Origin of the sequence: Streptococcus sp. HMSC078H12 (genome assembly GCF_001814615.1) — a bacterium.
Taxonomy (GTDB): Bacteria; Bacillota; Bacilli; order Lactobacillales; family Streptococcaceae; genus Streptococcus; species Streptococcus salivarius_F.
The window spans coordinates 512,028-535,472 of record NZ_KV817316.1; the positions used below are offsets into that span (position 1 = coordinate 512,028).

Below are 23,445 nucleotides of genomic sequence, written 5' to 3' on the forward strand. Positions count from 1 at the left end.
TAAAAAAACTAGCTCAGCTAGTTTTTTCTTATAGTCCGTAGTTATAATCATCATCTTGCATGGCTTCAACAGTCCCTAGAAGGTAACCATTACCAACTTGAGAGAAGAAGTCGTGGTTAGATGTTCCTGTAGAAATACCATTCATAACGATTGGGTTAACATCGTTCGCACTATCTGGGAAGAGTGGATCTTGTCCCAGGTTCATGAGAGCCTTGTTGGCATTATAACGTAGGAAAGTCATGACTTCCTCAGTCCATCCAACACCATCATAAAGAGATTTAGTGTAGAGTTCTTCATTTTCATACAATTGGTAGAGAAGATCATACATCCATTCACGGAAACTTTCTTGCTCCTCTTCAGGTAATTCGTTGAACCCTAGTTGGAATTTATAGCCAATATAAGTTCCGTGAACAGATTCGTCACGGATAATGAGCTTAATGATTTCAGCGACATTAGCCAGCTTGTTATTACCAAGATAATAGAGTGGAGTGAAGAACCCTGAATAGAAAAGGAATGTTTCAAGATATGTTGAAGCAACCTTTTTCTGAAGAGGCGTTCCATTTTCATAGATATCGTTAATGATTTTCGCCTTGGTTTGGAGGTATTCGTTACTGTTAGTCCACTCGAAAATTTCTTCAATTTCAGATTTAGTATTCAAAGTTGAGAAGATTGAAGAGTAAGATTTCGCGTGAACAGATTCCATGAACTGAATGTTGTTCAATACAGCTTCTTCATGAGGTGTACGGACGTCTGCACGAATGGCTTCAACACCAGTTTGAGATTGCATGGTATCTAGCAAGGTTAAACCACCGAAAACTTTTCCAACCAAATCCTTTTCTTCAGCTGAAAGTTTACGCCAGTCATCAAGGTCATTTGAAAGTGGGATACGTGTATCTAGCCAAAATTGTTCGGTCAATTTTTCCCAAGTAGATTTATCAATCGCATCTTCGATTTCATTCCAGTTAATGGCTTTGTAGTAAGTTTCCATTAGAAACCTCTTTCTTTATTGATATCGTTACTATTTTATCATAATTCAAAATCATGATATAGTTTTTTGAGTTGATCTATTAAAAAAGTCGGCGAACCGACCTTTTAATGCATTTTGTAAATAAGACTAGTGAGGTTGTTATCGTTAAATCACTATCTTAGATGACACAGCTTTCACATTGGTTAGAACCAACCTCTTCACCGTCATCTGTATAAGTACGGATGTAGTAGATTGATTTAATTCCCTTGTTAAAGGCGTAGTTACGAAGGATAGAAAGGTCACGAGTCGTTTGTTTATTTTCTGTTTTCCATTCGTAAATTTCTTTTGGTAACTCACTACGCAAGAATAGGGTTAATGACAAACCTTGATCAACGTGTTCAGTTGCAGCGGCATAAACGTCGATAACTTTACGCATGTCCATGTCGTAGGCTGAAGTGTAGAAAGGAATTGTGTCTGTTGAAAGACCGTTGGCTGGATAGTAGATTTTTCCGATTTTCTTTTCTTGACGTTCTTCAATACGTTGTGTGATTGGATGGATAGAAGCCGAACAGTCGTTAATGTAAGAGATTGAGCCATTTGGCGCAACAGCCAAACGGTTTTGATGGTAGAGTCCATCTTTCTTAACGAGTTCACGGAGTTCTTCCCAATCTTTGGCTTGTGGGATGAAGTGGCCATCGAAAAGTTCTTTGATACGGTCAGATTTAGGAACGTATTGGCCTGTAACGTATTTGTCAAAGTAAGAACCATCAGCATATTTTGATTTTTCAAAACCGACAAAGGTTTCTTGACGTTCACGGGCAATGTTGTTAGATTCAACTAAAGTCCAGTAGTTCATAAGCATGAAGTAGATATTAGTGAATTCAACAGATTCAGGGCTACCATACTCGATATGGTGTTTAGCGAGGTAAGAGTGAAGCCCCATAGCTCCCAAACCAAAGGTATGAGCTTGTTGGTTACCATTTTTGATAGATGGTACAGCATCGATACTTGAGCTATCTGTAACAAAGGTAAGCGCACGTGTCATAGCTCTAATCGAACGACCAAAGTCAGGTGAGGTCATCATGTTAAGGATATTAGTTGATCCAAGGTTACATGAAATGTCTGTACCGAGTTTAACAAACTCTTGTGCATCGTTAAGTTCACTTGGTGTTTGAACTTGGAGAATTTCAGAACAGAGATTGGACATGATAATCTTACCATCGATTGGATTGTGTCGATTGGCTGTATCAACATTGACGATATATGGATAACCTGATTCTTGTTGGAGTTTAGAAATTTCGGTTTCTAGCTCACGGGCATTAATCTTGCTTTTTGTGATATTTGGATTGGCAACCAACTCATCGTACATAGCTGTAATATCAATGTAGTTATATGGTTTACCGTACTCTTTTTCGACTGAGTAAGGACTGAAGAGGTACATATCTTCATTATTACGTGCCAACTCGTAGAATTTATCTGGAACTGTAACACCAAGTGACAGTGTCTTAACACGCACCTTCTCATCAGCATTCTCTTTCTTAGTAGAAAGGAAGGCAAGGATATCTGGGTGGAAAACATCCAAATAAACAACACCAGCACCTTGACGTTGGCCAAGTTGGTTTGAGTAAGAGAAGCTATCTTCGAAAAGCTTCATAACAGGCACGACACCAGAGGCTGCCCCAGCATATCCTTTGATAGGAGCACCAGCTTCACGAAGGTTAGACAAGCTAATACCTACCCCACCACCAATACGTGATAACTGGAGGGCAGAGTTGATAGAACGTCCGATAGAATTCATGTCATCTGTTACTTGAATAAGGAAACATGACACGAGTTCACCACGACGACTACGTCCAGCATTTAAAAATGAAGGAGTAGCAGGTTGGTAACGTTGGTGAATCATTTCGTTGGCAAGGTCACTAGCTAGGTTTTCATCACCATCAGCAAAGTAAAGGGCGTTGAATAGAACACGATCTTCAATACTTTCGAGGTAAGACTCGCCATCGTTTGTTTTGAGGGCATATTGTTGGTAGAACTTGTAGGCTGCCATGAAAGATTGGAAGCGGAATTTTTGAGAATGAATTTCTGCAGACAATTTTTCGATGAAAGCAGGCTCGTATTTACCGATGAATTCAGACTCAATATAATCGTTCTCAATCAAATAATTAATTTTATCTGTGATGCTGTTGAATGCCATTGAATTTGGCTTAACGTTTTCAAGGAAGAAGGCACGAAGTGCTTCTTTGTCCTTATGCAAAGGAATTTGACCGTTAACAGGACGATTAATTTCGTTGTTGAGGCGGAAGTATGAGACATCGCCAAGATTTTTTAAAGACATAATACAGATACCAGGCTCAGTTTAATAGTATATTAAGGTTGAAACATTAAACTAAGCAAACAAGTTCCTTTCTATATAAAAACTTGATAATTAAAGGATTTCTTTAAGTTTAGCAGGTTGAAAACCTGAAAAGACGATATCGCCGGCTTCAATAACTGGAGCAGCAGTGAAACCGAGGCTTTTAACGTAATCGATTTTTTCTGGCTGTTCATCAATGTTGATTTCTTCGAAATCAGCACCTTCCTTTTCCAAGAATTTTTTAGTCATTTTGCACTGCATGCAGTTGTTTTTAGAAAACAATGTAATCTTTGCCATTGCAAATACTCCTTTATAAAAAGATTTTAAGTGGCCAAGAGCCACTTTTCAACTCTAATAGAATACCCAAAATATTGGGAAAAATCAAGCTAAATATCTTAAGGAAATACAAGATTTTGTGTTTAGTATTGAAACACAACCCTATATCTTGTGTTTTAAAGGCTTTTTTAAGTTTCCTAAATTAAATAGGATTAGTGTATGGAATTGACTAAAAAAGAAACATCTAACCATACATGTTATATAACATAACATCAAAATGCCAATTCTATTTGTTTTTCCAAAAAAAACAGTGTAGAATAAAGAAAATTTTTAACTAATGGAGGTTCAAGTATGCAAGAATACTGTTCAAATCTAACTGTAAATGGTAAGATATTCTCTTTCTATGATCTCGAAAAAGCAGCAAAATCTCATGATGTTAAGGTCGGAGAACTACCTTATACCATTCGAATACTACTTGAAAGTCTCCTCCGAAAAAAAGATGGCGTCGATGTTAAGGAATCTCACATTTCTGACCTGATGAAATTTCCGAATTTTCCGACAGTTTCCGAAGTGCCTTTTAAACCAAGTCGTGTTATCTTACAAGATTTTACAGGAGTTCCTGTTGTTGTTGATTTAGCTTCAATGCGTGATGCTATAGTGGCTAATGGTGGTAAAGCAGAATTTATTAACCCTGAGATTCCAGTAGATTTGGTCATCGACCACTCTGTCCAAGTGGATTCATACGGATGTGATACTGCTCTTGAAGATAATATCAATCTCGAGTTTAAACGTAATAACGAGCGCTATGAATTTCTTAAGTGGGCCGAACAATCTTTTGAAAATTACCGTGCGGTTCCACCAGCTACAGGGATTATTCACCAGGTTAATATTGAATTTTTGAGCGATGTCATTATTGAAAAAGATGGGTTACTCTATCCTGATTCTATGTTTGGTACAGATAGTCACACGACTATGATTAATGGTATTGGCGTTCTTGGTTGGGGTGTTGGCGGAATTGAAGCTGAAGCAGCTATGCTCGGTGAAGCATCTTATTTCCCAATTCCAGAGGTTATTGGTGTATATCTGACGGGAGAGTTGCCTAAAATTGCAACGGCAACAGATTTGGCTCTCAAGATTACTCAGGTGCTTCGTTCTGAAAATGTGGTTGGTAAATTCGTTGAGTACTTTGGACCTGGTTTGAAGAGTTTATCTCTAGCTGACCGTGCTACAGTCGCTAATATGGCACCAGAATATGGTGCGACCTGTGGTTATTTTCCTATTGATGACGAGACTCTTAACTACATGCGTTTAACTAACCGTGATGAGGAACATATCCAAGTCACTGAAGCCTATACGAAAGCCAATCATCTTTTCTATGATCCAAGTAAAGAAGCCAAGTATACTAAGATTGTTGAAATTGATTTGTCATCTATTAAACCTTCTATCTCAGGTCCTAAACGTCCACAGGATTTGATTCTCTTATCAGATGCTAAGCAAGAATTCCAGGATGCAGTGGTACGAGAAGCAGGTGTCCGTGGCTTTGGTTTGGATAAGGAAGAGTTAGCAAAAACTGCAAAAGTTGACTTTGAGGATCATTCAGAAACAATTCAAACAGGTCATGTGGCCATTGCAGCAATCACATCATGTACCAATACCTCTAATCCTTACGTTCTTATGGCAGCCGGTCTTTTAGCCAAAAATGCGGTTGAGAAAGGATTAAAAGTATCTCCAACAGTGAAGACATCTTTGGCACCAGGTTCTAAGGTTGTTACTGGTTATCTCAAAGCTTCAGGCTTACAAACCTATCTAGATAAGCTTGGCTTTAACTTGGTAGGTTACGGTTGCACAACCTGTATTGGGAACTCAGGAGACTTACGTCCTGAGGTGGCTAAGGCTATTGCAGACACTGATTTATTAGCGAGTGCCGTTTTGTCAGGAAATCGTAATTTTGAAGGGCGTATTAATCCACTTGTTAAAGCGAATTTCTTGGCTAGCCCACCATTGGTTGTTGCTTATGCTTTAGCTGGTAACACGAATATTGATTTGACAACTGAACCTTTAGGTTTTGACGACAATGGTCAAGCTGTTTATTTAGAGGATGTTATGCCATCCCGTGATGAAATTGAGACTTATGTTGATAAATACGTCACTCGTCAACTCTTCCAAGATGAATATGCCAGTGTCTTTTCTGATAGCGAGAAGTGGAATGCTATTCCTACTGAACAAAGTCAAAATTATAAATGGAATCAAAACTCTACCTATATTCAAAACCCACCTTACTTTGATGCTTTAGGAGATGATTTGAGCATTAAACCATTGAAAGATTTGAAGGTTTTGGCTAAATTCGGAGATACGGTTACAACAGACCATATTTCTCCAGCGGGTAATATTGCTAGAAATAGTCCAGCAGCTCGTTATTTGACTGAGAATGGTGTTGATTATCAAGAATTCAATTCTTATGGTAGCCGTCGTGGAAATCACGAAGTCATGATGCGAGGAACCTTTGCTAATATTCGTATCAAGAATGAGCTAGCAGATGGAAAAATTGGTGGATATACTAAATATGATGGTGACATTCTACCTATATATGATGCTGCTATGAAATATAAAGAAGCTAATCAAGATACGCTTGTAATTGCCGGTAAGGATTATGGTATGGGCTCAAGTCGTGACTGGGCGGCTAAAGGTGCTAATCTTCTTGGTGTAAAAGTAGTGCTTGCTGAGAGTTTTGAGCGTATTCACCGTTCAAATCTCGTTATGATGGGGATTTTACCAGTCCAATTTATGGAAGGAGAAAATGCTGAAAGTCTTGGATTGACAGGACATGAGACCTTTAGCTTTGACCTTTCAGAAAATCCAGGTGTCCATGATGTTATCACTGTTAAAGCTTCAACACCTGAACAAACCAAAACCTTTAAAGCCTTGGTACGCTTCGATGCAGATGCTGATATTCGCTACTATAAAAATGGTGGTATCTTGCCAATGGTTGTAAGAAAAAAATTGAAGGGGGCCTAATATGACAACAGTTGAAATTAATGGACTTAAGGATATGATTGCCTGTAATACTAGGATTTCATCTATTATTGATGACCATTTATCGTATTCGGGATATGATATTTCCGAGTTTATGGAAAATAAAGCGTCTTTTGAGGAAGTGATTTATCTCTTGTGGAATGGTCATCTTCCTACGCAAATGGAACTTAAGTATTTTGAAGCTGAGTTGCGTAAGAACTATGATATTTCTGATGCTGTAGAGCAATGTATTCTTATCCAGTCTCGTCCACATTTGCACCCAATGAGTGTTTTACGTTCAACAGTCTCCCTTCTTGGGGTTTACAATGTGGACGCCGAGGAAAGATCCATGGAGGCGATTTATCAGCAAAGTATTGAATTGATGGCTAAATTGCCTACAATTATTACGACTTTTGCACGCTTACGTACTGGTAAAATGCCCCTCAAACCAAGAGAAGATTTAGGTTTTGCAGCTAATTTTCTCTACATGCTGAATGGTGTTGAACCTTCTGAAATTGAAATTGAAGCTATGAATAAGGCTTTAATTCTTCATGCTGATCATGAGTTGAATGCCTCAACTTTTGCAGCGCGTGTTTGTGCCTCGACTCTGACAGATATCTATTCTTGTGTCACAACAGCTATTGGTGCCCTAAAAGGTCCCCTGCATGGTGGAGCTAATGAACGCGTCTTTGATATGCTTAAAGAAATCCGTGAATCTGGTGATGTTAATGCTTACTTGCAGGAAAAACTTGACTCTAAAGAAAAAATCATGGGATTTGGACACCGTGTATACAAGAAACAGGATCCTCGTGAAATTTTCTTAAGAGATATGGCTAAAAAGTTGACAGAGGGTACTGAGAATGAAGAATTCTTTAATATGTCTCAAGAAATTGAAGAATTCATGAAAGATAAGAAGGGATTGATTCCCAATGTGGACTTTTATTCAGCTACCGTATACCATACTCTAGGAATTGACAGCGATATCTTCACCCTTATCTTTGCTATGAGTCGTGTTGCCGGCTGGATTGCTCATATTCAAGAGCAGCAAAAAAATAATAAATTGATTCGTCCACGTTCGCAGTACATCGGACAAGAAAATATGACTTATATTCCTTTAGAAAAACGCTAGGGAGGAAAGCTATATGGCAGAAAAAATCGTAATGAAAAATGGACAGCTTCAAGTTTCTGATTCTCCAATTATCCCTTTTATTGAAGGGGATGGTGTTGGACATGATATCTGGAAGAATGCCCAAGCAATCTTTGATAAAGCAGTAGAAGTAGCCTATGAAGGAAAGCGTCATATTGAGTGGCAAGAGCTTTTAGCTGGTAAGAAGGCTTATGATAAAACTGGTGAATGGTTGCCGAAAGAGACTTTGGAGGCTATTCGAGAAAGTTTAGTAGCTATTAAGGGACCGCTTGAGACGCCAGTAGGTGGTGGTATCCGTTCATTAAATGTAGCTTTACGCCAAGAACTTGATCTCTACGCTTGTGTTAGACCTGTTCGTTACTTTGAAGGAGTAGCAAGTCCACTTAAAGAACCAGAAAAAACAAATATTACTATCTTCCGTGAAAATACCGAAGATATTTATGCGGGGATTGAATGGGAAGCAGGAACGGCAGATGTCAAGCGCGTGATTGAGTTTCTCCAGACAGAAATGAATGTTAATAAAATTCGCTTCCCAGAATCAAGTAGTATCGGAATCAAGCCAATTTCAATAGAAGGAAGTAAACGTCTCATTCGCTCTGCTATCGACTATGCTCTCAAGAACAATCTAAAGAAAGTGACATTGGTTCATAAAGGGAATATTCAAAAATTCACAGAAGGTGGCTTCCGTAAATGGGGTTATGAAGTAGCTCAGGAAGACTATAAAGAAGAATTGCTGGCTGGTCGTTTAGAGATTAATGATATAATCGCTGATAACTTTCTCCAACAGATTCTTTTAAATCCAGAAAAATTTGATGTTGTTGCCTTAACCAACTTGAATGGTGATTATGCCAGTGATGCCTTGGCTGCACAAGTTGGTGGTATCGGCATCTCCCCTGGAGCCAACATTAACTATCAAACAGGCCATGCTATTTTTGAAGCAACACATGGAACAGCTCCGGATATTGCAGATCAAGATAAGGCTAATCCTTGCTCAGTTTTATTATCTGGCTGCATGCTTCTAGATTATATTGGTTGGACTGAGGCAGCTCAACTGATTACAAGTGCTATTGAGAAGACATTTAAAGCTGATATCTTTACAGCTGACTTAGCGTTTGGGAAACAAGCTTATTCAACGAGTGCCTTTAGCAATCAAATTCTTTCAATTATGTGATTGTTTTTGCTCGAAAATGAAAATTAACGATTGAAAACACCATGAAAGAAATTTTCTGAAAATGTTGTAAATAACTAGAGACTAGTATTTGCTTATGTTTTGAAAAATGAAAATGAGCAGTAAAATGAGAGACAAGCTTTCGAAAAACTTGTAGAAAGTACGTTTTAACCTTGCTAATCTCAATTAGCTATGTTATAATTCTAAATTGTAAGGGTTATCATTGATAACTCAAATATTCCAAATGAAGAAGGAGAATCCATTATGGCTTCTAAAGATTTCCACATTGTTGCAGAAACAGGTATCCACGCACGTCCAGCTACTTTGCTTGTTCAAACAGCTAGCAAATTTGCTTCAGATATCACTCTTGACTACAAAGGTAAAGCAGTTAACCTTAAATCTATCATGGGTGTTATGAGCCTTGGTGTTGGTCAAGGTGCTGACGTAACTATCTCTGCAGAAGGTGCTGATGCTGATGACGCAATCGCAGCAATCGCAGAAACAATGACAAAAGAAGGATTGGCATAAGAATATGACAGAAATGCTTAAAGGAATCGCAGCATCTGACGGTGTTGCAGTTGCTAAGGCATATCTGCTTGTTCAACCGGACTTGTCATTTGAAACTGTAACAGTTGAAGATACAAGTGCAGAAGAGGCTCGTCTAGATGCTGCTCTAGCGGCGTCACAAGACGAGCTTTCTGTTATCCGTGAAAAAGCAGTTGAAAGCCTTGGTGAAGAAGCGGCAGCCGTTTTTGATGCTCACTTGATGGTTCTTGCTGACCCAGAAATGACTGGTCAAATTAAAGAAACTATCCGTGCTAAACAAGTTAATGCTGAAGCTGCTTTGACAGAAGTAACAGACATGTTTATCGCTATTTTTGAAGGTATGGAAGACAATCCATACATGCAAGAACGTGCAGCGGATATTCGTGACGTTACAAAACGTGTGCTTGCTAACTTGCTTGGTAAGAAATTGCCTAACCCAGCAACAATCAACGAAGAATCAATCGTTGTTGCTCATGACTTGACACCATCTGATACAGCTCAGTTGAACAAAAAGTACGTAAAAGCTTTTGTTACTAATATCGGTGGACGTACTAGTCACTCTGCAATCATGGCTCGTACACTTGAAATCGCAGCCGTTCTTGGTACAAATAACATCACAGAACTTGTCAAAGATGGCGACATTTTGGCGGTTTCAGGTATTACTGGTGAAGTTGTTATCAACCCAACTGAAGAGCAAATTGCTGAGTTTAAAGCAGCTGGTGAAGCTTACGCTAAACAAAAAGCTGAATGGGCTCTCCTTAAAGATGCTCAAACAGTTACTGCTGATGGAAAACATTTCGAATTGGCTGCTAACATCGGTACACCTAAAGACGTTGAAGGTGTTAATGATAACGGTGCAGAAGCTGTTGGTCTTTATCGTACGGAATTCTTGTATATGGATTCTCAAGACTTCCCAACTGAAGATGACCAATATGAAGCATACAAAGCAGTTCTTGAAGGTATGAACGGTAAACCTGTTGTCGTTCGTACAATGGATATCGGTGGGGATAAAGAACTTCCTTACTTCGATCTTCCTAAAGAAATGAACCCATTCTTGGGTTACCGTGCTTTGCGTATTTCTATCTCTGAAACTGGTAACCAAATGTTCCGTACACAATTGCGTGCCTTGCTTCGTGCATCTGTTCACGGTAAATTGCGTATCATGTTCCCAATGGTTGCTTTGTTGAATGAGTTCCGTACTGCTAAAGGTATTCTTGAAGAAGAAAAAGCTAAATTGGTTGCTGAAGGTGTTGCCGTTGCAGACGATATCGAAGTGGGTATCATGATTGAAATCCCTGCTGCAGCTATGCTTGCTGACCAATTTGCTAAAGAAGTTGATTTCTTCTCAATTGGTACAAATGACCTTATCCAATATACTATGGCTGCTGACCGTATGAACGAACAAGTATCATACCTTTACCAACCATATAACCCATCAATCCTTCGTTTGATTAACAATGTTATCAAAGCGGCTCATGCTGAAGGTAAATGGGCTGGTATGTGTGGTGAAATGGCCGGTGACCAAACTGCTGTTCCACTTCTTGTCGGAATGGGCTTGGATGAGTTCTCAATGTCAGCGACATCTGTTCTTCGTACACGTAGCTTGATGAAGAAACTTGACACAGCTAAAATGGAAGAATACGCTAACCGTGCGCTTACTGAATGTTCAACAATGGAAGAAGTTCTTGAACTTTCAAAAGAATACGTTAACGTAGACTAATCATAAAAAGTGGAGGCTTAGGCTTTCACTTTTTTTATAGCTAAACAGAGACAAAATAATTGACTCATTCTTTGGTTAGGAGTAGAATACGGCTAACCTAGGTTAATAATTAAAACTATTTTTTGTCAAAATTTTCTGAATAATTCTCGTTTAAATCTTGGATTATTTCTAAAAAAATGATAAAATAGGTCTTATAATAGATAAAAGGAGTTACTATCTTGGCTAAACAATACAAAAACTATGTCAATGGTGAGTGGAAAACATCTGAAAACGAAATTACTATTTACGCACCTGCAAACGGTGAGGAACTTGGATCAGTTCCAGCGATGAGCCAAGCTGAAGTAGACGAAGTCTACGCAGCAGCTAAAGCAGCACTTCCAGCATGGCGTGCGCTTTCATATGCTGAACGTGCAGCTTACCTTCATAAAGCAGCAGATATCTTGGAACGTGATGCAGAAAAAATCGGACAAGTTCTTTCTAAAGAAATCTCTAAAGGTTTGAAATCTGCAATCGGTGAGGTTGTTCGTACTGCTGAAATCATCCACTATGCAGCTGAAGAAGGTTTGCGTTTGGAAGGTGAAGTACTTGAAGGTGGTGCGTTTGACGCTGGTAGTAAGAAAAAAATCGCTGTTGTTCGTCGCGAACCAGTAGGTCTTGTCCTTGCTATCTCTCCATTTAACTACCCAGTAAACTTGGCTGGTTCTAAAATTGCTCCTGCCTTGATTGCTGGTGACGTTGTTGCCTTCAAACCACCAACACAAGGTTCTATCTCAGGTCTTCTTTTGGTTGAAGCATTTGTTGAAGCTGGTATCCCTGCAGGTGTCTTGAACTCTATCACAGGTCGTGGTTCTGTTATCGGTGACTACATCGTTGAACACAAAGCAGTTGATTTCATCAACTTCACAGGTTCAACACCAGTTGGTGAAAACATCGGTCGTTTGGCAGCTATGCGTCCAATCATGCTTGAACTTGGTGGTAAAGATGCCGCTATCGTTCTTGAAGATGCTGATCTTGACTTAACTGCTAAAAACATTGTTGCTGGTGCCTTTGACTATTCAGGTCAACGTTGTACAGCTATCAAACGTGTTCTTGTAATGGATAGTGTTGCAGATGAATTGGTAGAAAAAGTAACTGCTTTGGTAGGTAATATCACTGTTGGTATGCCTGAAGAAAGCGCAAGCGTTACACCACTTATCGATACAAAAGCAGCTGACTTCGTTCAAGGTTTGATTGATGATGCCGTTGAACAAGGTGCTACTGCTAAAACTGAATTGAAACGTGAAGGTAACCTTATCTACCCAGCTGTCTTTGACCATGTGACAACTGACATGCGTCTTGCTTGGGAAGAACCATTTGGTCCAGTATTGCCATTCATCCGTGTATCTTCAGTTGAAGAAGCAATCAAGATTTCTAACGAATCTGAATTTGGTCTTCAAGGTGCAGTCTTCACTCAAGACTACCCACGTGCGTTTGCAATTGCTGAACAACTTGAAGTTGGTACAGTTCACATCAACAACAAAACACAACGTGGTACAGATAACTTCCCATTCCTTGGTGTTAAAGGATCTGGTGCCGGAACTCAAGGTGTGAAATACTCTATCGAAGCTATGACTCGTGTGAAATCAACAGTATTTGATATCGCAAACTACTAAGAGTTTAGCTATTCAATCATTAAAAAAGTGTAAAGAGTCCCCATTATAGGGGCTCTTTTTCTTTTAAAATATGGTATAATAGAACTAAATTTCGAATATAGAGAGTTTTCTGACAATGAATAAATCTTATTTTTACTTGGTTATGAAGACGCATGAGTTAGAGGTGCCATACACTGGGAAACTCCGTCGTGTGCGTGTTCTTCTACCTAAGAACTATGAAACGGATACAGATCGTTCTTACCCTGTCGTGTATTTTCATGATGGTCAGAATGTTCTTTATAGTAAGGAGTCATTTTCTGGCTATTCTTGGAAGATTATCCCAACAATCAAGCGTAATCCTGATATTTCGCGTATGATTGTTGTAGCCATCGATAATGATGGTCCTGGCCGTATGAATGAGTATTCTGCGTGGAAGTACCAAGAATCGAATATCCCTGGTGTTCAGTTTGGAGGCAAGGGAGTGGAGTATGCAGAGTTTGTCATGGATGTGGTTAAACCCTTTATTGACAAGGAGTACCGTACCCTCTCAGATCGTCAGCATACAGCTATGATTGGTTCATCCCTTGGTGGTAATATCACTCAGTTTATGGGGCTTGATTATAAGGAGCAGATTGGTTGTCTTGGAGTGTTTTCTTCAGCTAACTGGTTGCATCAAGATGCCTTTGATCGTTATATGTCGCGTCAAAAGCTCGATGCAGATCAACGTGTCTACATTTATGTAGGTACTGAGGAAGCTGATGATACTGACAAGACCTTGATGGCTGGTAACATTAAGCAGGCTTACATTGACTCTTCATTGAGCTATTACCATGATTTGATAGCTCGTGGGGTTGATTTGGAGAATATCAAGATTCACATTCAATCTGGTGCTGAGCATAATGAAGAGGCTTGGGCTGAGAATTTACCAGACTGTCTTCGCTTTTTCGCTGAAAAGTGGGACTAGTCTTTATTAATGTAAAATATTTTTAATTTAGGAAAAGGAATATAAATATGAATATCGAACATCTTAGCCACTGGAGTGGTCAACTTAATCGTGAAATGTATGTTAACCGTTATGGGCACGCTGGTATCCCTGTTGTGGTTTTTGCCTCATCAGGTGGTAGTCATAACGAATACTATGACTTTGGTATGATTGATGCTTGTGCACGTTTTATCGAAGAAGGACGCGTACAATTCTTTACGCTGTCAAGTGTGGATAGTGAAAGCTGGCTTTGTGATTGGAAAAATCCACACGATCGTGCTGAAATGCACCGTGCCTATGAACGCTATGTTATTGAAGAAGCTATTCCATTTATCAAACACAAAACTGGTTGGTTTGATCCAATGATGACAACAGGATGTTCAATGGGTGCTTACCATGCGCTTAATTTCTTCTTGCAACACCCTGATGTTTTCAATAAAGTGGTAGCCCTTAGTGGTGTCTACGATGCTCGTTTCTTTGTGGGTGAGTTTGGAGGGGATGAAGCTATTTACCAAAATTCCCCATCAGATTATATCTGGAACCAAAATGATGGTTGGTTCATCGACCGCTACCGTCAAGCTGAAATCATCGTATGTACAGGTCTTGGTGCTTGGGAACAAGATGGTCTTCCATCTTACTATAAACTTAAGGAAGCCTTTGAACAAAAGAATATTCCAGCTTGGTTCTCTGAGTGGGGCCATGATGTCGCTCACGATTGGGAATGGTGGCGTAAACAAATGCCTTATTTCCTTGACAATATGAACCTATAATTTCTTTGTCTATCCTATCTAAATAACTATAAAAGAGGAATCACTAATGAATTATCTTGTTATTTCACCATACTATCCACAAAACTTCCAACAGTTTACAGTTGAACTTGCAAATAAGGGAATCACTGTTCTTGGTATTGGTCAAGAGCCTTATGAACAGTTAGATCAACCTTTGAAAGATGCTTTGACTGAGTACTTCCGTGTAGACAATTTGGAAAACTTAGATGAAGTTAAACGTGCGGTAGCCTTTCTTTTCTACAAACATGGTCCAATCGATCGCATCGAATCTCATAATGAATACTGGTTGGAATTGGATGCTGCTCTTCGTGAACAGTTCAATGTTTTTGGTGCTAAACCAGAAGACCTCAAGAAGACTAAATTCAAGTCTGAAATGAAGAAACTCTTCCAAAAAGCTGGAGTTCCAGTTGTTCCTGGTGCTGTCATTAAAACTGACGAAGATGTGGATAAAGCTGTGAAAGAAATTGGTCTTCCAATGATTGCTAAGCCAGATAATGGGGTTGGTGCAGCTGCAACCTTCAAACTTGAAACAGAAGATGATATCAATCACTTTAAGGCTGAGTGGGATCATGAAACAGTTTATTTCTTTGAAAAATTTGTAACTTCAAGCGAAATCTGTACTTTCGATGGTTTGATTGATCATGATGGTAATATTGTCTTCTCGACAACTTTTGATTATGCCCACACACCACTTGACTTGATGATTTACAAGATGGATAATTCTTATTACGTTCTTAAGGAAATGGATCCTAAGTTACGTAAGTATGGTGAGGCAATTGTCAAAGAATTTGGTATGAAGGAACGTTTCTTCCATATTGAGTTCTTCCGTGATGGTGACGATTATATTGCTATTGAATATAACAACCGTCCAGCAGGTGGTTTCACAATCGACGTATATAACTATGCTCACTCTTTCGATTTGTACAAGGGGTATGCGGATATCGTTGCTGGCGAACCATTCCCAGCTTCTCAGTTTGAGCCACTTTACTGTTTGGCGACTTCACGTCGTGCAAGCTCTCACTATGCTTATTCAGAAGAAGAACTTTTTGATAAGTATCGTGAACAACTTAAAGTTAAGAAAATCATGCCTGCAGCCTTTGCAGAGTTGCAAGGTGACTTCCTCTATATGTTGACAACTCCAAGTCGTGAGGAAATGGAACAAATGATTGAGGACTTTGGTAAAAAAGCCTAATCTGTATATGTTAAAAGCACTTCAGAGTAAACTGAAGTGCTTTTGTAATGCCTTATTTTTCGTGAAGTTCTTGATTTTTAAGAACCAGTTCTGAAACTTTGGCGAATTTTTTAAGTTTTTTGAGGTCTTCTGGATGGGTTACAAAGCTAATGACGCTACCTTCATTTCCCATACGACCAGTACGTCCTGCACGGTGAGTATAGGCTTCGCGATCTCGAGGAATATCGAAGTTGATGACTACCTCTAGATTTTCAATATCGATGCCGCGTGCCAAGAGGTCAGTACCGAGTAAGAGTGAAATCTCATGATTTTTGAATTTTTCCAAGATAACCTTACGGAATTTGACGTTGATGTCACTAGCCAATGATACCGCTGAAGCCCCGTTAAATTGGAGGCGTTCTTCAGTAGCCCCAAGGTCAGATAGACTGTTAAAAAAGACAAGGCCACGGAAGTCAGGGATATTGGAGAACTTACGAAGAAGTTCGACACGGTTACGTTTATCAACACTGATAAAATAATGTTTGATGGTGTCAAGTTCTTGATCAGATAGGTCATAAACGATGGTATTTTCGACAAGATTTTGATCATCAATTTTGTTGGTTGCCGAAATATAAATCATTTGATGGTCACGAGGAACATGGTGGCTGATTTTTGTCACAAAGTGGTATTGGCTATCACTGAGAAGCTCATCAAATTCATCTAGGACGATGGTGTTGACATTCATCATCTTGATCTTTTTGAGTTTAATCAGCTCAAAGACACGGCCAGGTGTTCCGATGAGAATTTCCGGTCCTTTCTTCAGGCGTTCAATTTGTCTCTTTTGACTAGAGCCAGAAAGGAAGAGTTGGGCAGTGAGTCCTAGTGGCTCAGCCCATTGTTTGGTCACATCAAAAATCTGTCCAGCAAGCTCTGAATTGGGTGCTAGGATAAGCAATTGCTGGGATTTTTTGGGCTTGAGTGAGAGGAGCAATGGGAGAAGGTAGGCTAGAGTCTTACCTGTTCCTGTAGGACTGATACCTAGGATATTGTCTCCTTCAGTGATTGGTGCAAAGAGTTCTTTTTGAATGGCAGTCTCTGTAGTGATTCCTTTTTCTTTAAGGAGGTCTTGCCATTGTTCAGGAAAGTTTTTAAACATAAAAGTCTCATTTTCTATATGGATTTGCTTTTATTATATCATGATTTAGTGTAGAATAAATAAGAAAGACTATATTAGATAGGAATTTACCATGCCTAAAAAACCGATTATTATTGGGGTTACGGGTGGCTCTGGTGGAGGTAAGACCAGTGTTTCTCGTGCCATTCTATCAAATTTTCCAGATGAGAAAATTGCTATGATTGAGCATGATTCTTATTATAAGGATCAGTCACATTTGACTTTTGAAGAGCGTGTGTCAACTAACTACGACCATCCCTTTGCCTTCGATACAGATCTTATGATTGAACACATCAATGAGCTGATTGCTGGGCGTCCAGTGGATATTCCGATTTATGACTACACTCAACACACTCGTAGTGAAAAGACCTATCGTCAGGAACCACAGGATGTCTTCATTGTTGAAGGGATTTTGGTACTTGAGGATAAACGCTTGCGTGATTTGATGGATATCAAGCTTTTTGTAGATACTGATGATGACATTCGTATTATCCGTCGTATCAAGCGTGACATGGAAGAGCGTGGCCGTAGCTTGGATAGTATTATTGAGCAATATATCAGTGTGGTTAAACCTATGTACCACCAGTTTATCGAACCTACGAAACGCTACGCAGATGTGGTGATTCCTGAAGGTGTCACAAATACTGTTGCTATCGATTTGATTAATACTAAGGTAGCAAGCATTTTGAAAGAAAGTCAGAAAGCCTAAGCAGGAGCTTGGCTTTTTTGGTATAATTGAAACGTTATGATTATTTTACAAGGAAACAAGATTGAGCGCTCTTTCTCAGGGGATGTGCTCTTTGATAATATTAATATTCAGGTAGATGAACGCGATCGTATTGCCCTTGTTGGACGCAACGGTGCTGGGAAATCAACCCTATTGAAAATTTTGGTTGGAGAGGAAGCGCCGACAAGTGGTGAAATCAACACAAAACGTGATTTGAATTTGTCTTACTTAGCTCAGGATAGTCGCTTTGAGTCTAGCAATACCATCTATGCGGAAATGTTAAATGTTTTTGCAGGTCTTCGTGCAGACGAAAAACGCCTTCGTGACATGGAAATGAAGATGGCTGAGTTAACTGGGTCAGACTTGGACAAGTTAATGACTGACTATGATCGCCTTTCTGAGGATTTCAGACAGCGAGGTGGTTTTACCTATGAATCTGATATCAGAGCCATTCTCAATGGTTTTAAGTTTGATGAAAGCATGTGGGAGATGCCTATTTCAGATCTTTCTGGAGGGCAAAACACGCGCTTAGCTTTGGCGAAAATGCTGCTTGAGAAGCCTGAACTCTTGGTACTGGATGAACCGACTAACCACTTGGATATCGAAACCATTGCCTGGTTGGAGAATTACCTGGTCAATTATCAGGGAGCTCTAATCATTGTCAGTCACGACCGTTATTTTTTGGATAAGGTGGCGACAGTAACCCTGGATTTGACCAAACATAGTTTAGATCGTTATGTCGGAAACTATTCAAAATTCATGGACCTTAAGGCTGAAAAGTTGGCCACTGAAGCAAAGAACTTCGAAAAACAACAAAAGGAAATTGCTAAGTTGGAGGACTTTATTAATCGTAATATTGTCCGTGCTTCTACAACTAAGCGTGCTCAAGCCCGTCGCAAACAGCTAGAGAAAATGGAACGCCTAGATAAGCCAACAGAAGGTCAGAAGTCGGCAAATATGACCTTTCATGCGGACAAGGTCTCTGGAAATGTGGTCTTGACAGTGAGGGATGCTGCTATTGGTTATGACGATGAGATTCTCTCAGAGCCTATTTCTCTGGATGTTAAGAAGATGGATGCCATTGCCATTGTGGGACCTAATGGTATCGGAAAAACAACCTTTATCAAGTCGGTAGTAGGTAAACTGCCATTTATCAAGGGAACATCAACTTATGGTGCCAATGTTGAAGTGGGTTACTATGACCAAACCCAATCTGCCTTGACACCGTCAAACACTGTTCTTGATGAGTTATGGAATGATTTTGCGACAACTCCTGAAGTTGAGATTCGTAACCGTCTGGGAGCTTTTCTCTTCTCAGGTGATGATGTCAAAAAGTCGGTTTCCATGCTTTCAGGTGGTGAGAAGGCTCGGCTGCTCTTAGCTAAATTATCAATGGAAAACAACAACTTCCTCATCCTAGATGAGCCGACCAACCATTTGGACATTGATAGTAAGGAAGTCTTGGAAAATGCTCTCATTGACTTTGATGGAACGCTTCTCTTTGTCAGCCATGACCGTTACTTTATCAACCGTGTGGCAACCAAAGTGATGGAAATTTCTGAGGATGGGGCAGCCATTTATCTTGGAGATTACGATTACTACCTTGAGAAGAAGGCGGAGCTTGAAGAGTTGGCACGACTTGAGGTAGAGGAAAATCAAGTATCAGAGGAAGTCCAAGTAGCTTCAGCGGGAGCTAGTGATTATCAAGCTCAAAAAGCCAATCAAAAAGAGATGCGTAAACTAAGTCGACGCATAGAGCAGATTGAAAATGAGCTAGAGACGATTGAGGAACGCTTGGAGGAAATTTCTGCTGCCATGCTTGAAACAAATGATGTGGCAGAATTGTCTGACTTGCAGAAAGAGCTGGATGACTTAACAGATTCTCAAGAGGCTCTAATGGAAGAGTGGAGTGACTTATCAGAACAAATGGAAGGTTAAGGGATGATGAGAACCTTTTCATGTTTTGAGTTGTGAAAGGCTTACATTGTTGGTATAATGGTCTTAGTATATAAAAGGAGACTAACTTTATGAACAAAGTAAAGAAAAAAGTGTATCGTAACACAACATCTTTCAACATGATGGCATGGGGATCATTTGCCTTCTTCGTAATCTTGATGTTGGTAGGCCTCTATACCCTTAAAGAGCCTTTGATGGTTAAGGGTTACTACCTCATGGGATGTGTTGGCTTGATTTCATCTTCCTTTACAGTATCTAAGGTTGTCCGTGATAATCAAGAAGATGAAGAAAACTATAACAAACTCATCGCACAACAAACTTTCGAACAATAAGAAGAGAAGCCTGAAAAGGCTTTTTCTTTTTGCAGAAAATGCACAAATATTCGGACTCTTCCCTAGTGGAAGTGTTATAATGGAGTGAAGAGGGTTAGATGATTTTGGAATGAGTAAGTCCAATTCATCAGCCTCAATGCCTTATAAGACTAATTATCGTATAAGAATGCGTTAGTGAAAAGGTAGGTAATATTATGGAATTCAAAGTGAAAGATGGTCAAATCATCTATTATCGTGATCTCGGTAAGGGCTTTCCAATTGTTTTTTTGCATGGCAATAATTTGTCAGGAAATTACTTTGGTAAGCAAGGAATTCTGTATCGAGACTATCGTTTAATTTTCATTGATAGTCGTAATCACGGCAGGTCCAGTCGTCAGAGTGTTAAGATGACCTTTGAACAGATGGCTGCCGATTTGGAGGAAATTTTGCAATATTTGAATATCAAGAAGGCCTTATTTGTCGGTCATAGTGACGGTGCCAATTTGGCTATGGTTTATGCTAGTCGTTATCCTGACCGGATCGCAGGGCTCTTACTTAATGCGGGAAATATGACCTTTAATGGGTTGACGAGACGCTCAAGATTCGCGGTCTATATACAATATCTTTGCTTAAAAGCCTTGTCACCATTTTCATCTAAAATGGATATCATGGCTCAGGTAACGGGGCTTATGCTTCATGACTTGCCACTAGATAGGGAACGTCTACATCAGGCTGCCTATCCTGTTTGGGTAGTTATGGGGCAAAGGGATGTTATCAGTATCAGGCATTCTAGGGAGATTTCGGAACTCTTTCCAATTCATAAGCTCTATGTCCAACGTCGAGAAGGGCATCGTCTAGCTCAACGTAAATATAAGATTTTCAATCAAATGATTCGTGAGCTTGTGAGAATTAGTCGAAAAGAGGTGGTGGCATGAAGCGTCTTTTAGAGAGACTTCAACCTTTAAAAGCGGCCGTTAAATCTATCTTCTTTATCTCGATTACGGTTCTTGTAGTCATAGAATTGGTTCGCCTCAAACGAACCATCACTCTAGAGTCACTTGAGTCAGCCCTGGCCGGTTTGTCTATTTGGCATCTTGTTTTGATGGCTATTATCGGACTAGTCGCTGTCTCCCCTATGCTCTTTTATGACATCATACTGAATAAGGAGCTAGAAACGGATTATTCCAGATCCTATATCTTAGAAACAAGTTGGGCTGTTAATACCATTAATAATTTAGCTGGTTTTGCTGGTTTGGTCGATGTGGGTCTGCGATATTCCTTTTATTCTGAGGATGGGCAGGAAAAGACAGGTGTTAAGGCACTTTCTCGCTTATTGCCTTACTTTATGTCGGGCTTATCCCTTTTAAGTGGTTTGGTATTCGCTGTCTTTTGGTTCTTCCCTCTAAGTCCAGATTTAAGAAAGTATTGGTTACTGTTATTGGGGATTTTCCTTTATCTACCTTTTATTTTCTTTGTTTCTAGTCGGGAAAAATTAGCCTATTTTGGTCAAGTACCATTGAAAACGAGGCTAAGTCTTCTTTTAGCTTCGACAGCTGAATGGGGAACGGCCCTTGGGAGCTTTGTAAGTGTAGCTTATTTAATGGGCTTACATGTTCCTCTTTATAATCTGATTCCTCTTTATTTCCTAGCGGTTATTATTGGTATCTTCTCAATGATTCCAGGTGGGATTGGTAGTTTCGATTTGATTGTGATTACCGGTCTGACCTCTATGGGGGTTAGCAATGCTCTTGCGGTTAGTCTGCTCTTGCTTTTTCGTTTAACCTACTACATTATTCCTTTCTTGTTAGGTGTTGTCTTCTTTTTCAAACACATGGGAGGGCGTATCAACGAGAAATACTTCAAACTTTCTTCACGAGTATTTGGTGGAAGTCTCCACCGTTTTCTCGTCTATTTGCTACGTTTTTTAGGGATTTTCTTGATTTTGTCTGCCTTAATCCCTGAACGCTTGGCTAATGTCTACTTTATTAGCCGTTTTGATCCTATTCAGGAGCAGTTGATTTGGCAATTCCCAAGTATCCTATTTGGAACCCTATTTATTTTCATGGCTCGTCTCATTAGACGTCGGGTTAAGGGTGCTTTTGTTGCCTCCTTGATAACCTTTGTCTTGGCCTTAATTTATGTCAATCTCAATGGTATTTCATGGGCCATGTCTTTCCTAATTTTACTCTCTTTGGTGCTTATGTTGATCATCAGAAAGAGGTTGTATCATCGTTACTTTGTTTATAGTTGGGAAGACAAAACCAAGGATTTCCTTTTCCTAGCCTTTACGATTCTGGTTCTCCTCGTTTTGGGTGGCAGCGGTTTTTGGTCTCATTTATTGCCACCTAAGAATCGGGATGTCCTTGGACATTTTGTTCATATTTGGTTTGATATTTTACTGGCATCAGTTATCATTGCAACTATTGTTTGGGGAGTCTTGAGAATTTTGGCACCCCGCAGGCCTTTTGGTCAAAGCATGGATGATGAGCGCTTCACAGCTCTCCTTGAGAAATATGGAGGTGCATCAGAAAGTGCCCTGGCTTATTTACATGATAAACGCCTCTTTTGGTATCGTGTCGATGGACAAGACCAGGTAGTTTTCCAATTTGCACAAACCAGTAACAAGTGTGTGGTTATGGGAAATCCGATAGGTAATGAAAACTATTACCGAGTAGCTTGGGAATCTTTCTTGAAGACCTTATCGGATTGGAATTTACAAGCCTTGTTTTATGAGGCAGATGAGAGTATTACCCTGATGCTTCATGATTATGGCTTTGATTTTATGAAATTTGGGGAAAATGCCATGGTTGATTTGACGTCATTTTCTGTTGATGGTAAACATGGTAAGAAGTTCCGTAAGCCAACCAATCGTGTTGAAAAAGCAGGTTTCCAGTTTAAGTTACTTGACCCTCCATTTTCAGAGACTCAGATGCAAGAAATGAAGGCTGTCTCAGATATTTGGCTTAACGGTCGTAAGGAGAAGGGCTTCTCCCTTGGTTTCTTTGATGAAGCCTATCTGCAGCAAGCACCGATTGCTATTGTTGAGAGTGAGGAGGGAGAAATTGTAGCCTTTGCCAACATCATGCCAACCAAAAACAAACGGGTGGCGACGATTGACCTTATGCGTTATGACTTTGAAAGGCACCCGAAGGTATCATGGATTACCTCTTTGTGAAACTCTTCCAGTACTTCCAAGCAGAAGGAAAGCAGTATTTTGATATGGGAATGGCTCCACTCGCGAATGTGGGTACTGAAGAAGATAGTTTTTTGGAAGAGAAGGTTGCCAATTTGGTCTATGTCTTTGCGCAGCGTTTTTACTCTTTTAGTGGGCTCCAACGTTATAAGGAGAAGTTCTCTCCAATTTGGTCTCCCAAATACATTGTTTATCCTAAACGAACTTGGCTCTTGTTTGATATGATTGCCATTCTAAGGATTGATAATCGAAAAATTGAAGACAGATTGAAGAAAAGACGACTTTGGAAATAGATATGAAAAAATAGCGAAACCCTTAGG

17 protein-coding genes and 1 pseudogene are annotated in these 23,445 nt (G+C 39.7%); 14 read left to right on the top strand and 4 right to left on the bottom strand.

Annotated elements, in window-relative coordinates:
• Positions 1-28: 28 nt before the first annotated feature.
• The 3 genes from nrdF to nrdH form a co-directional block, all read right to left on the bottom strand.
• Positions 29-988: a class 1b ribonucleoside-diphosphate reductase subunit beta gene (gene nrdF, locus HMPREF2979_RS03965; protein ID WP_014633295.1), complete on the bottom strand. Its 960-nt coding sequence runs from the start codon at positions 986-988 to the stop codon at positions 29-31.
• A 157-nt stretch (positions 989-1,145) separates the two neighbouring features.
• On the bottom strand, positions 1,146-3,305 hold the full coding sequence (nrdE, locus tag HMPREF2979_RS03970; protein ID WP_070655246.1) for a class 1b ribonucleoside-diphosphate reductase subunit alpha: 2,160 nt from the start codon (positions 3,303-3,305) through the stop codon (positions 1,146-1,148).
• A 90-nt stretch (positions 3,306-3,395) separates the two neighbouring features.
• Positions 3,396-3,620 carry a glutaredoxin-like protein NrdH gene (nrdH, locus tag HMPREF2979_RS03975; protein WP_003096895.1) on the bottom strand — a complete coding sequence of 75 codons (225 nt, stop codon included), beginning with the start codon at positions 3,618-3,620 and terminating at the stop codon, positions 3,396-3,398.
• Between the two features lie 330 nt (positions 3,621-3,950).
• Here nrdH and acnA point away from each other — a divergent pair, with 330 nt between their 5' ends.
• From acnA to HMPREF2979_RS04020, 9 genes are all read left to right on the top strand, one after another.
• Entirely contained in the window at positions 3,951-6,614 is a 2,664-nt protein-coding gene (acnA, locus tag HMPREF2979_RS03980; protein WP_070655248.1) for an aconitate hydratase AcnA, read from the top strand.
• Position 6,615: 1 nt separating this feature from the next.
• A complete protein-coding gene (locus HMPREF2979_RS03985; RefSeq protein WP_014634261.1) occupies positions 6,616-7,740 on the top strand; it encodes a citrate synthase in 1,125 nt (374 codons plus the stop codon).
• A 13-nt stretch (positions 7,741-7,753) separates the two neighbouring features.
• A complete protein-coding gene (icd, locus tag HMPREF2979_RS03990; RefSeq protein ID WP_070655250.1) occupies positions 7,754-8,929 on the top strand; it encodes an NADP-dependent isocitrate dehydrogenase in 1,176 nt (391 codons plus the stop codon).
• A gap of 261 nt (positions 8,930-9,190) precedes the next feature.
• Positions 9,191-9,454: a phosphocarrier protein HPr gene (locus HMPREF2979_RS03995; RefSeq protein ID WP_002884015.1), complete on the top strand. Its 264-nt coding sequence runs from the start codon at positions 9,191-9,193 to the stop codon at positions 9,452-9,454.
• 4 nt (positions 9,455-9,458) lie between these two features.
• A complete protein-coding gene (gene ptsP / locus HMPREF2979_RS04000) occupies positions 9,459-11,192 on the top strand; it encodes a phosphoenolpyruvate--protein phosphotransferase (protein ID WP_013990779.1) in 1,734 nt (577 codons plus the stop codon).
• 218 nt (positions 11,193-11,410) lie between these two features.
• Positions 11,411-12,844, top strand: a complete 1,434-nt coding sequence (locus HMPREF2979_RS04005; RefSeq protein ID WP_002890682.1) for an NADP-dependent glyceraldehyde-3-phosphate dehydrogenase — start codon at positions 11,411-11,413, stop codon at positions 12,842-12,844.
• 115 nt (positions 12,845-12,959) lie between these two features.
• Positions 12,960-13,787, top strand: a complete 828-nt coding sequence (locus HMPREF2979_RS04010) for an alpha/beta hydrolase (RefSeq protein ID WP_002884105.1) — start codon at positions 12,960-12,962, stop codon at positions 13,785-13,787.
• A gap of 47 nt (positions 13,788-13,834) precedes the next feature.
• Entirely contained in the window at positions 13,835-14,575 is a 741-nt protein-coding gene (locus tag HMPREF2979_RS04015; RefSeq protein ID WP_002884014.1) for an esterase family protein, read from the top strand.
• Positions 14,576-14,621: 46 nt separating this feature from the next.
• Entirely contained in the window at positions 14,622-15,785 is a 1,164-nt protein-coding gene (locus tag HMPREF2979_RS04020) for an ATP-grasp domain-containing protein (protein WP_013990778.1), read from the top strand.
• A gap of 52 nt (positions 15,786-15,837) precedes the next feature.
• On the opposite strand, the gene HMPREF2979_RS04025 is transcribed toward HMPREF2979_RS04020, so the two are convergent.
• Entirely contained in the window at positions 15,838-16,920 is a 1,083-nt protein-coding gene (locus HMPREF2979_RS04025; RefSeq protein ID WP_070655253.1) for a DEAD/DEAH box helicase, read from the bottom strand.
• 91 nt (positions 16,921-17,011) lie between these two features.
• Between HMPREF2979_RS04025 and udk the strand changes: the two genes are divergently transcribed.
• The 5 genes and pseudogenes from udk (at position 17,012) to mprF (ending at position 23,418) form a co-directional block, all read left to right on the top strand.
• Positions 17,012-17,647 (top strand): uridine kinase, encoded by a 636-nt coding sequence (udk, locus tag HMPREF2979_RS04030; protein WP_002890688.1) that lies wholly within the window; start codon positions 17,012-17,014, stop codon positions 17,645-17,647.
• A 36-nt stretch (positions 17,648-17,683) separates the two neighbouring features.
• Positions 17,684-19,603, top strand: coding sequence for a ribosomal protection-like ABC-F family protein (gene abc-f, locus HMPREF2979_RS04035; protein WP_070655254.1), 1,920 nt, complete (start codon positions 17,684-17,686; stop codon positions 19,601-19,603).
• 89 nt (positions 19,604-19,692) lie between these two features.
• Positions 19,693-19,953: a YiaA/YiaB family inner membrane protein gene (locus HMPREF2979_RS04040; protein WP_002883990.1), complete on the top strand. Its 261-nt coding sequence runs from the start codon at positions 19,693-19,695 to the stop codon at positions 19,951-19,953.
• A 194-nt stretch (positions 19,954-20,147) separates the two neighbouring features.
• On the top strand, positions 20,148-20,867 hold the full coding sequence (locus tag HMPREF2979_RS04045; RefSeq protein ID WP_013990774.1) for an alpha/beta fold hydrolase: 720 nt from the start codon (positions 20,148-20,150) through the stop codon (positions 20,865-20,867).
• Positions 20,864-23,418: pseudogene (mprF, locus tag HMPREF2979_RS04050) on the top strand (bifunctional lysylphosphatidylglycerol flippase/synthetase MprF). The gene HMPREF2979_RS04045 and the pseudogene mprF overlap by 4 nt, the downstream one beginning before the upstream one ends.
• The last annotated feature ends 27 nt before the right edge of the window (positions 23,419-23,445 follow it).

Coding starts and splice junctions, on each gene's coding strand:
- HMPREF2979_RS04010 (WP_002884105.1), top strand. CDS start 12,960: ATGAATAAATCTTATTTTTACTTGGTTATGAAGACGCATGAGTTAGAG.
- udk (WP_002890688.1), top strand. CDS start 17,012: ATGCCTAAAAAACCGATTATTATTGGGGTTACGGGTGGCTCTGGTGGA.
- HMPREF2979_RS03995 (WP_002884015.1), top strand. CDS start 9,191: ATGGCTTCTAAAGATTTCCACATTGTTGCAGAAACAGGTATCCACGCA.
- HMPREF2979_RS04020 (WP_013990778.1), top strand. CDS start 14,622: ATGAATTATCTTGTTATTTCACCATACTATCCACAAAACTTCCAACAG.
- nrdF (WP_014633295.1), bottom strand. CDS start 988: ATGGAAACTTACTACAAAGCCATTAACTGGAATGAAATCGAAGATGCG.
- ptsP (WP_013990779.1), top strand. CDS start 9,459: ATGACAGAAATGCTTAAAGGAATCGCAGCATCTGACGGTGTTGCAGTT.
- nrdE (WP_070655246.1), bottom strand. CDS start 3,305: ATGTCTTTAAAAAATCTTGGCGATGTCTCATACTTCCGCCTCAACAAC.
- HMPREF2979_RS04040 (WP_002883990.1), top strand. CDS start 19,693: ATGAACAAAGTAAAGAAAAAAGTGTATCGTAACACAACATCTTTCAAC.
- HMPREF2979_RS03985 (WP_014634261.1), top strand. CDS start 6,616: ATGACAACAGTTGAAATTAATGGACTTAAGGATATGATTGCCTGTAAT.
- nrdH (WP_003096895.1), bottom strand. CDS start 3,620: ATGGCAAAGATTACATTGTTTTCTAAAAACAACTGCATGCAGTGCAAA.
- HMPREF2979_RS04015 (WP_002884014.1), top strand. CDS start 13,835: ATGAATATCGAACATCTTAGCCACTGGAGTGGTCAACTTAATCGTGAA.
- abc-f (WP_070655254.1), top strand. CDS start 17,684: ATGATTATTTTACAAGGAAACAAGATTGAGCGCTCTTTCTCAGGGGAT.
- icd (WP_070655250.1), top strand. CDS start 7,754: ATGGCAGAAAAAATCGTAATGAAAAATGGACAGCTTCAAGTTTCTGAT.
- HMPREF2979_RS04025 (WP_070655253.1), bottom strand. CDS start 16,920: ATGTTTAAAAACTTTCCTGAACAATGGCAAGACCTCCTTAAAGAAAAA.
- HMPREF2979_RS04045 (WP_013990774.1), top strand. CDS start 20,148: ATGGAATTCAAAGTGAAAGATGGTCAAATCATCTATTATCGTGATCTC.
- acnA (WP_070655248.1), top strand. CDS start 3,951: ATGCAAGAATACTGTTCAAATCTAACTGTAAATGGTAAGATATTCTCT.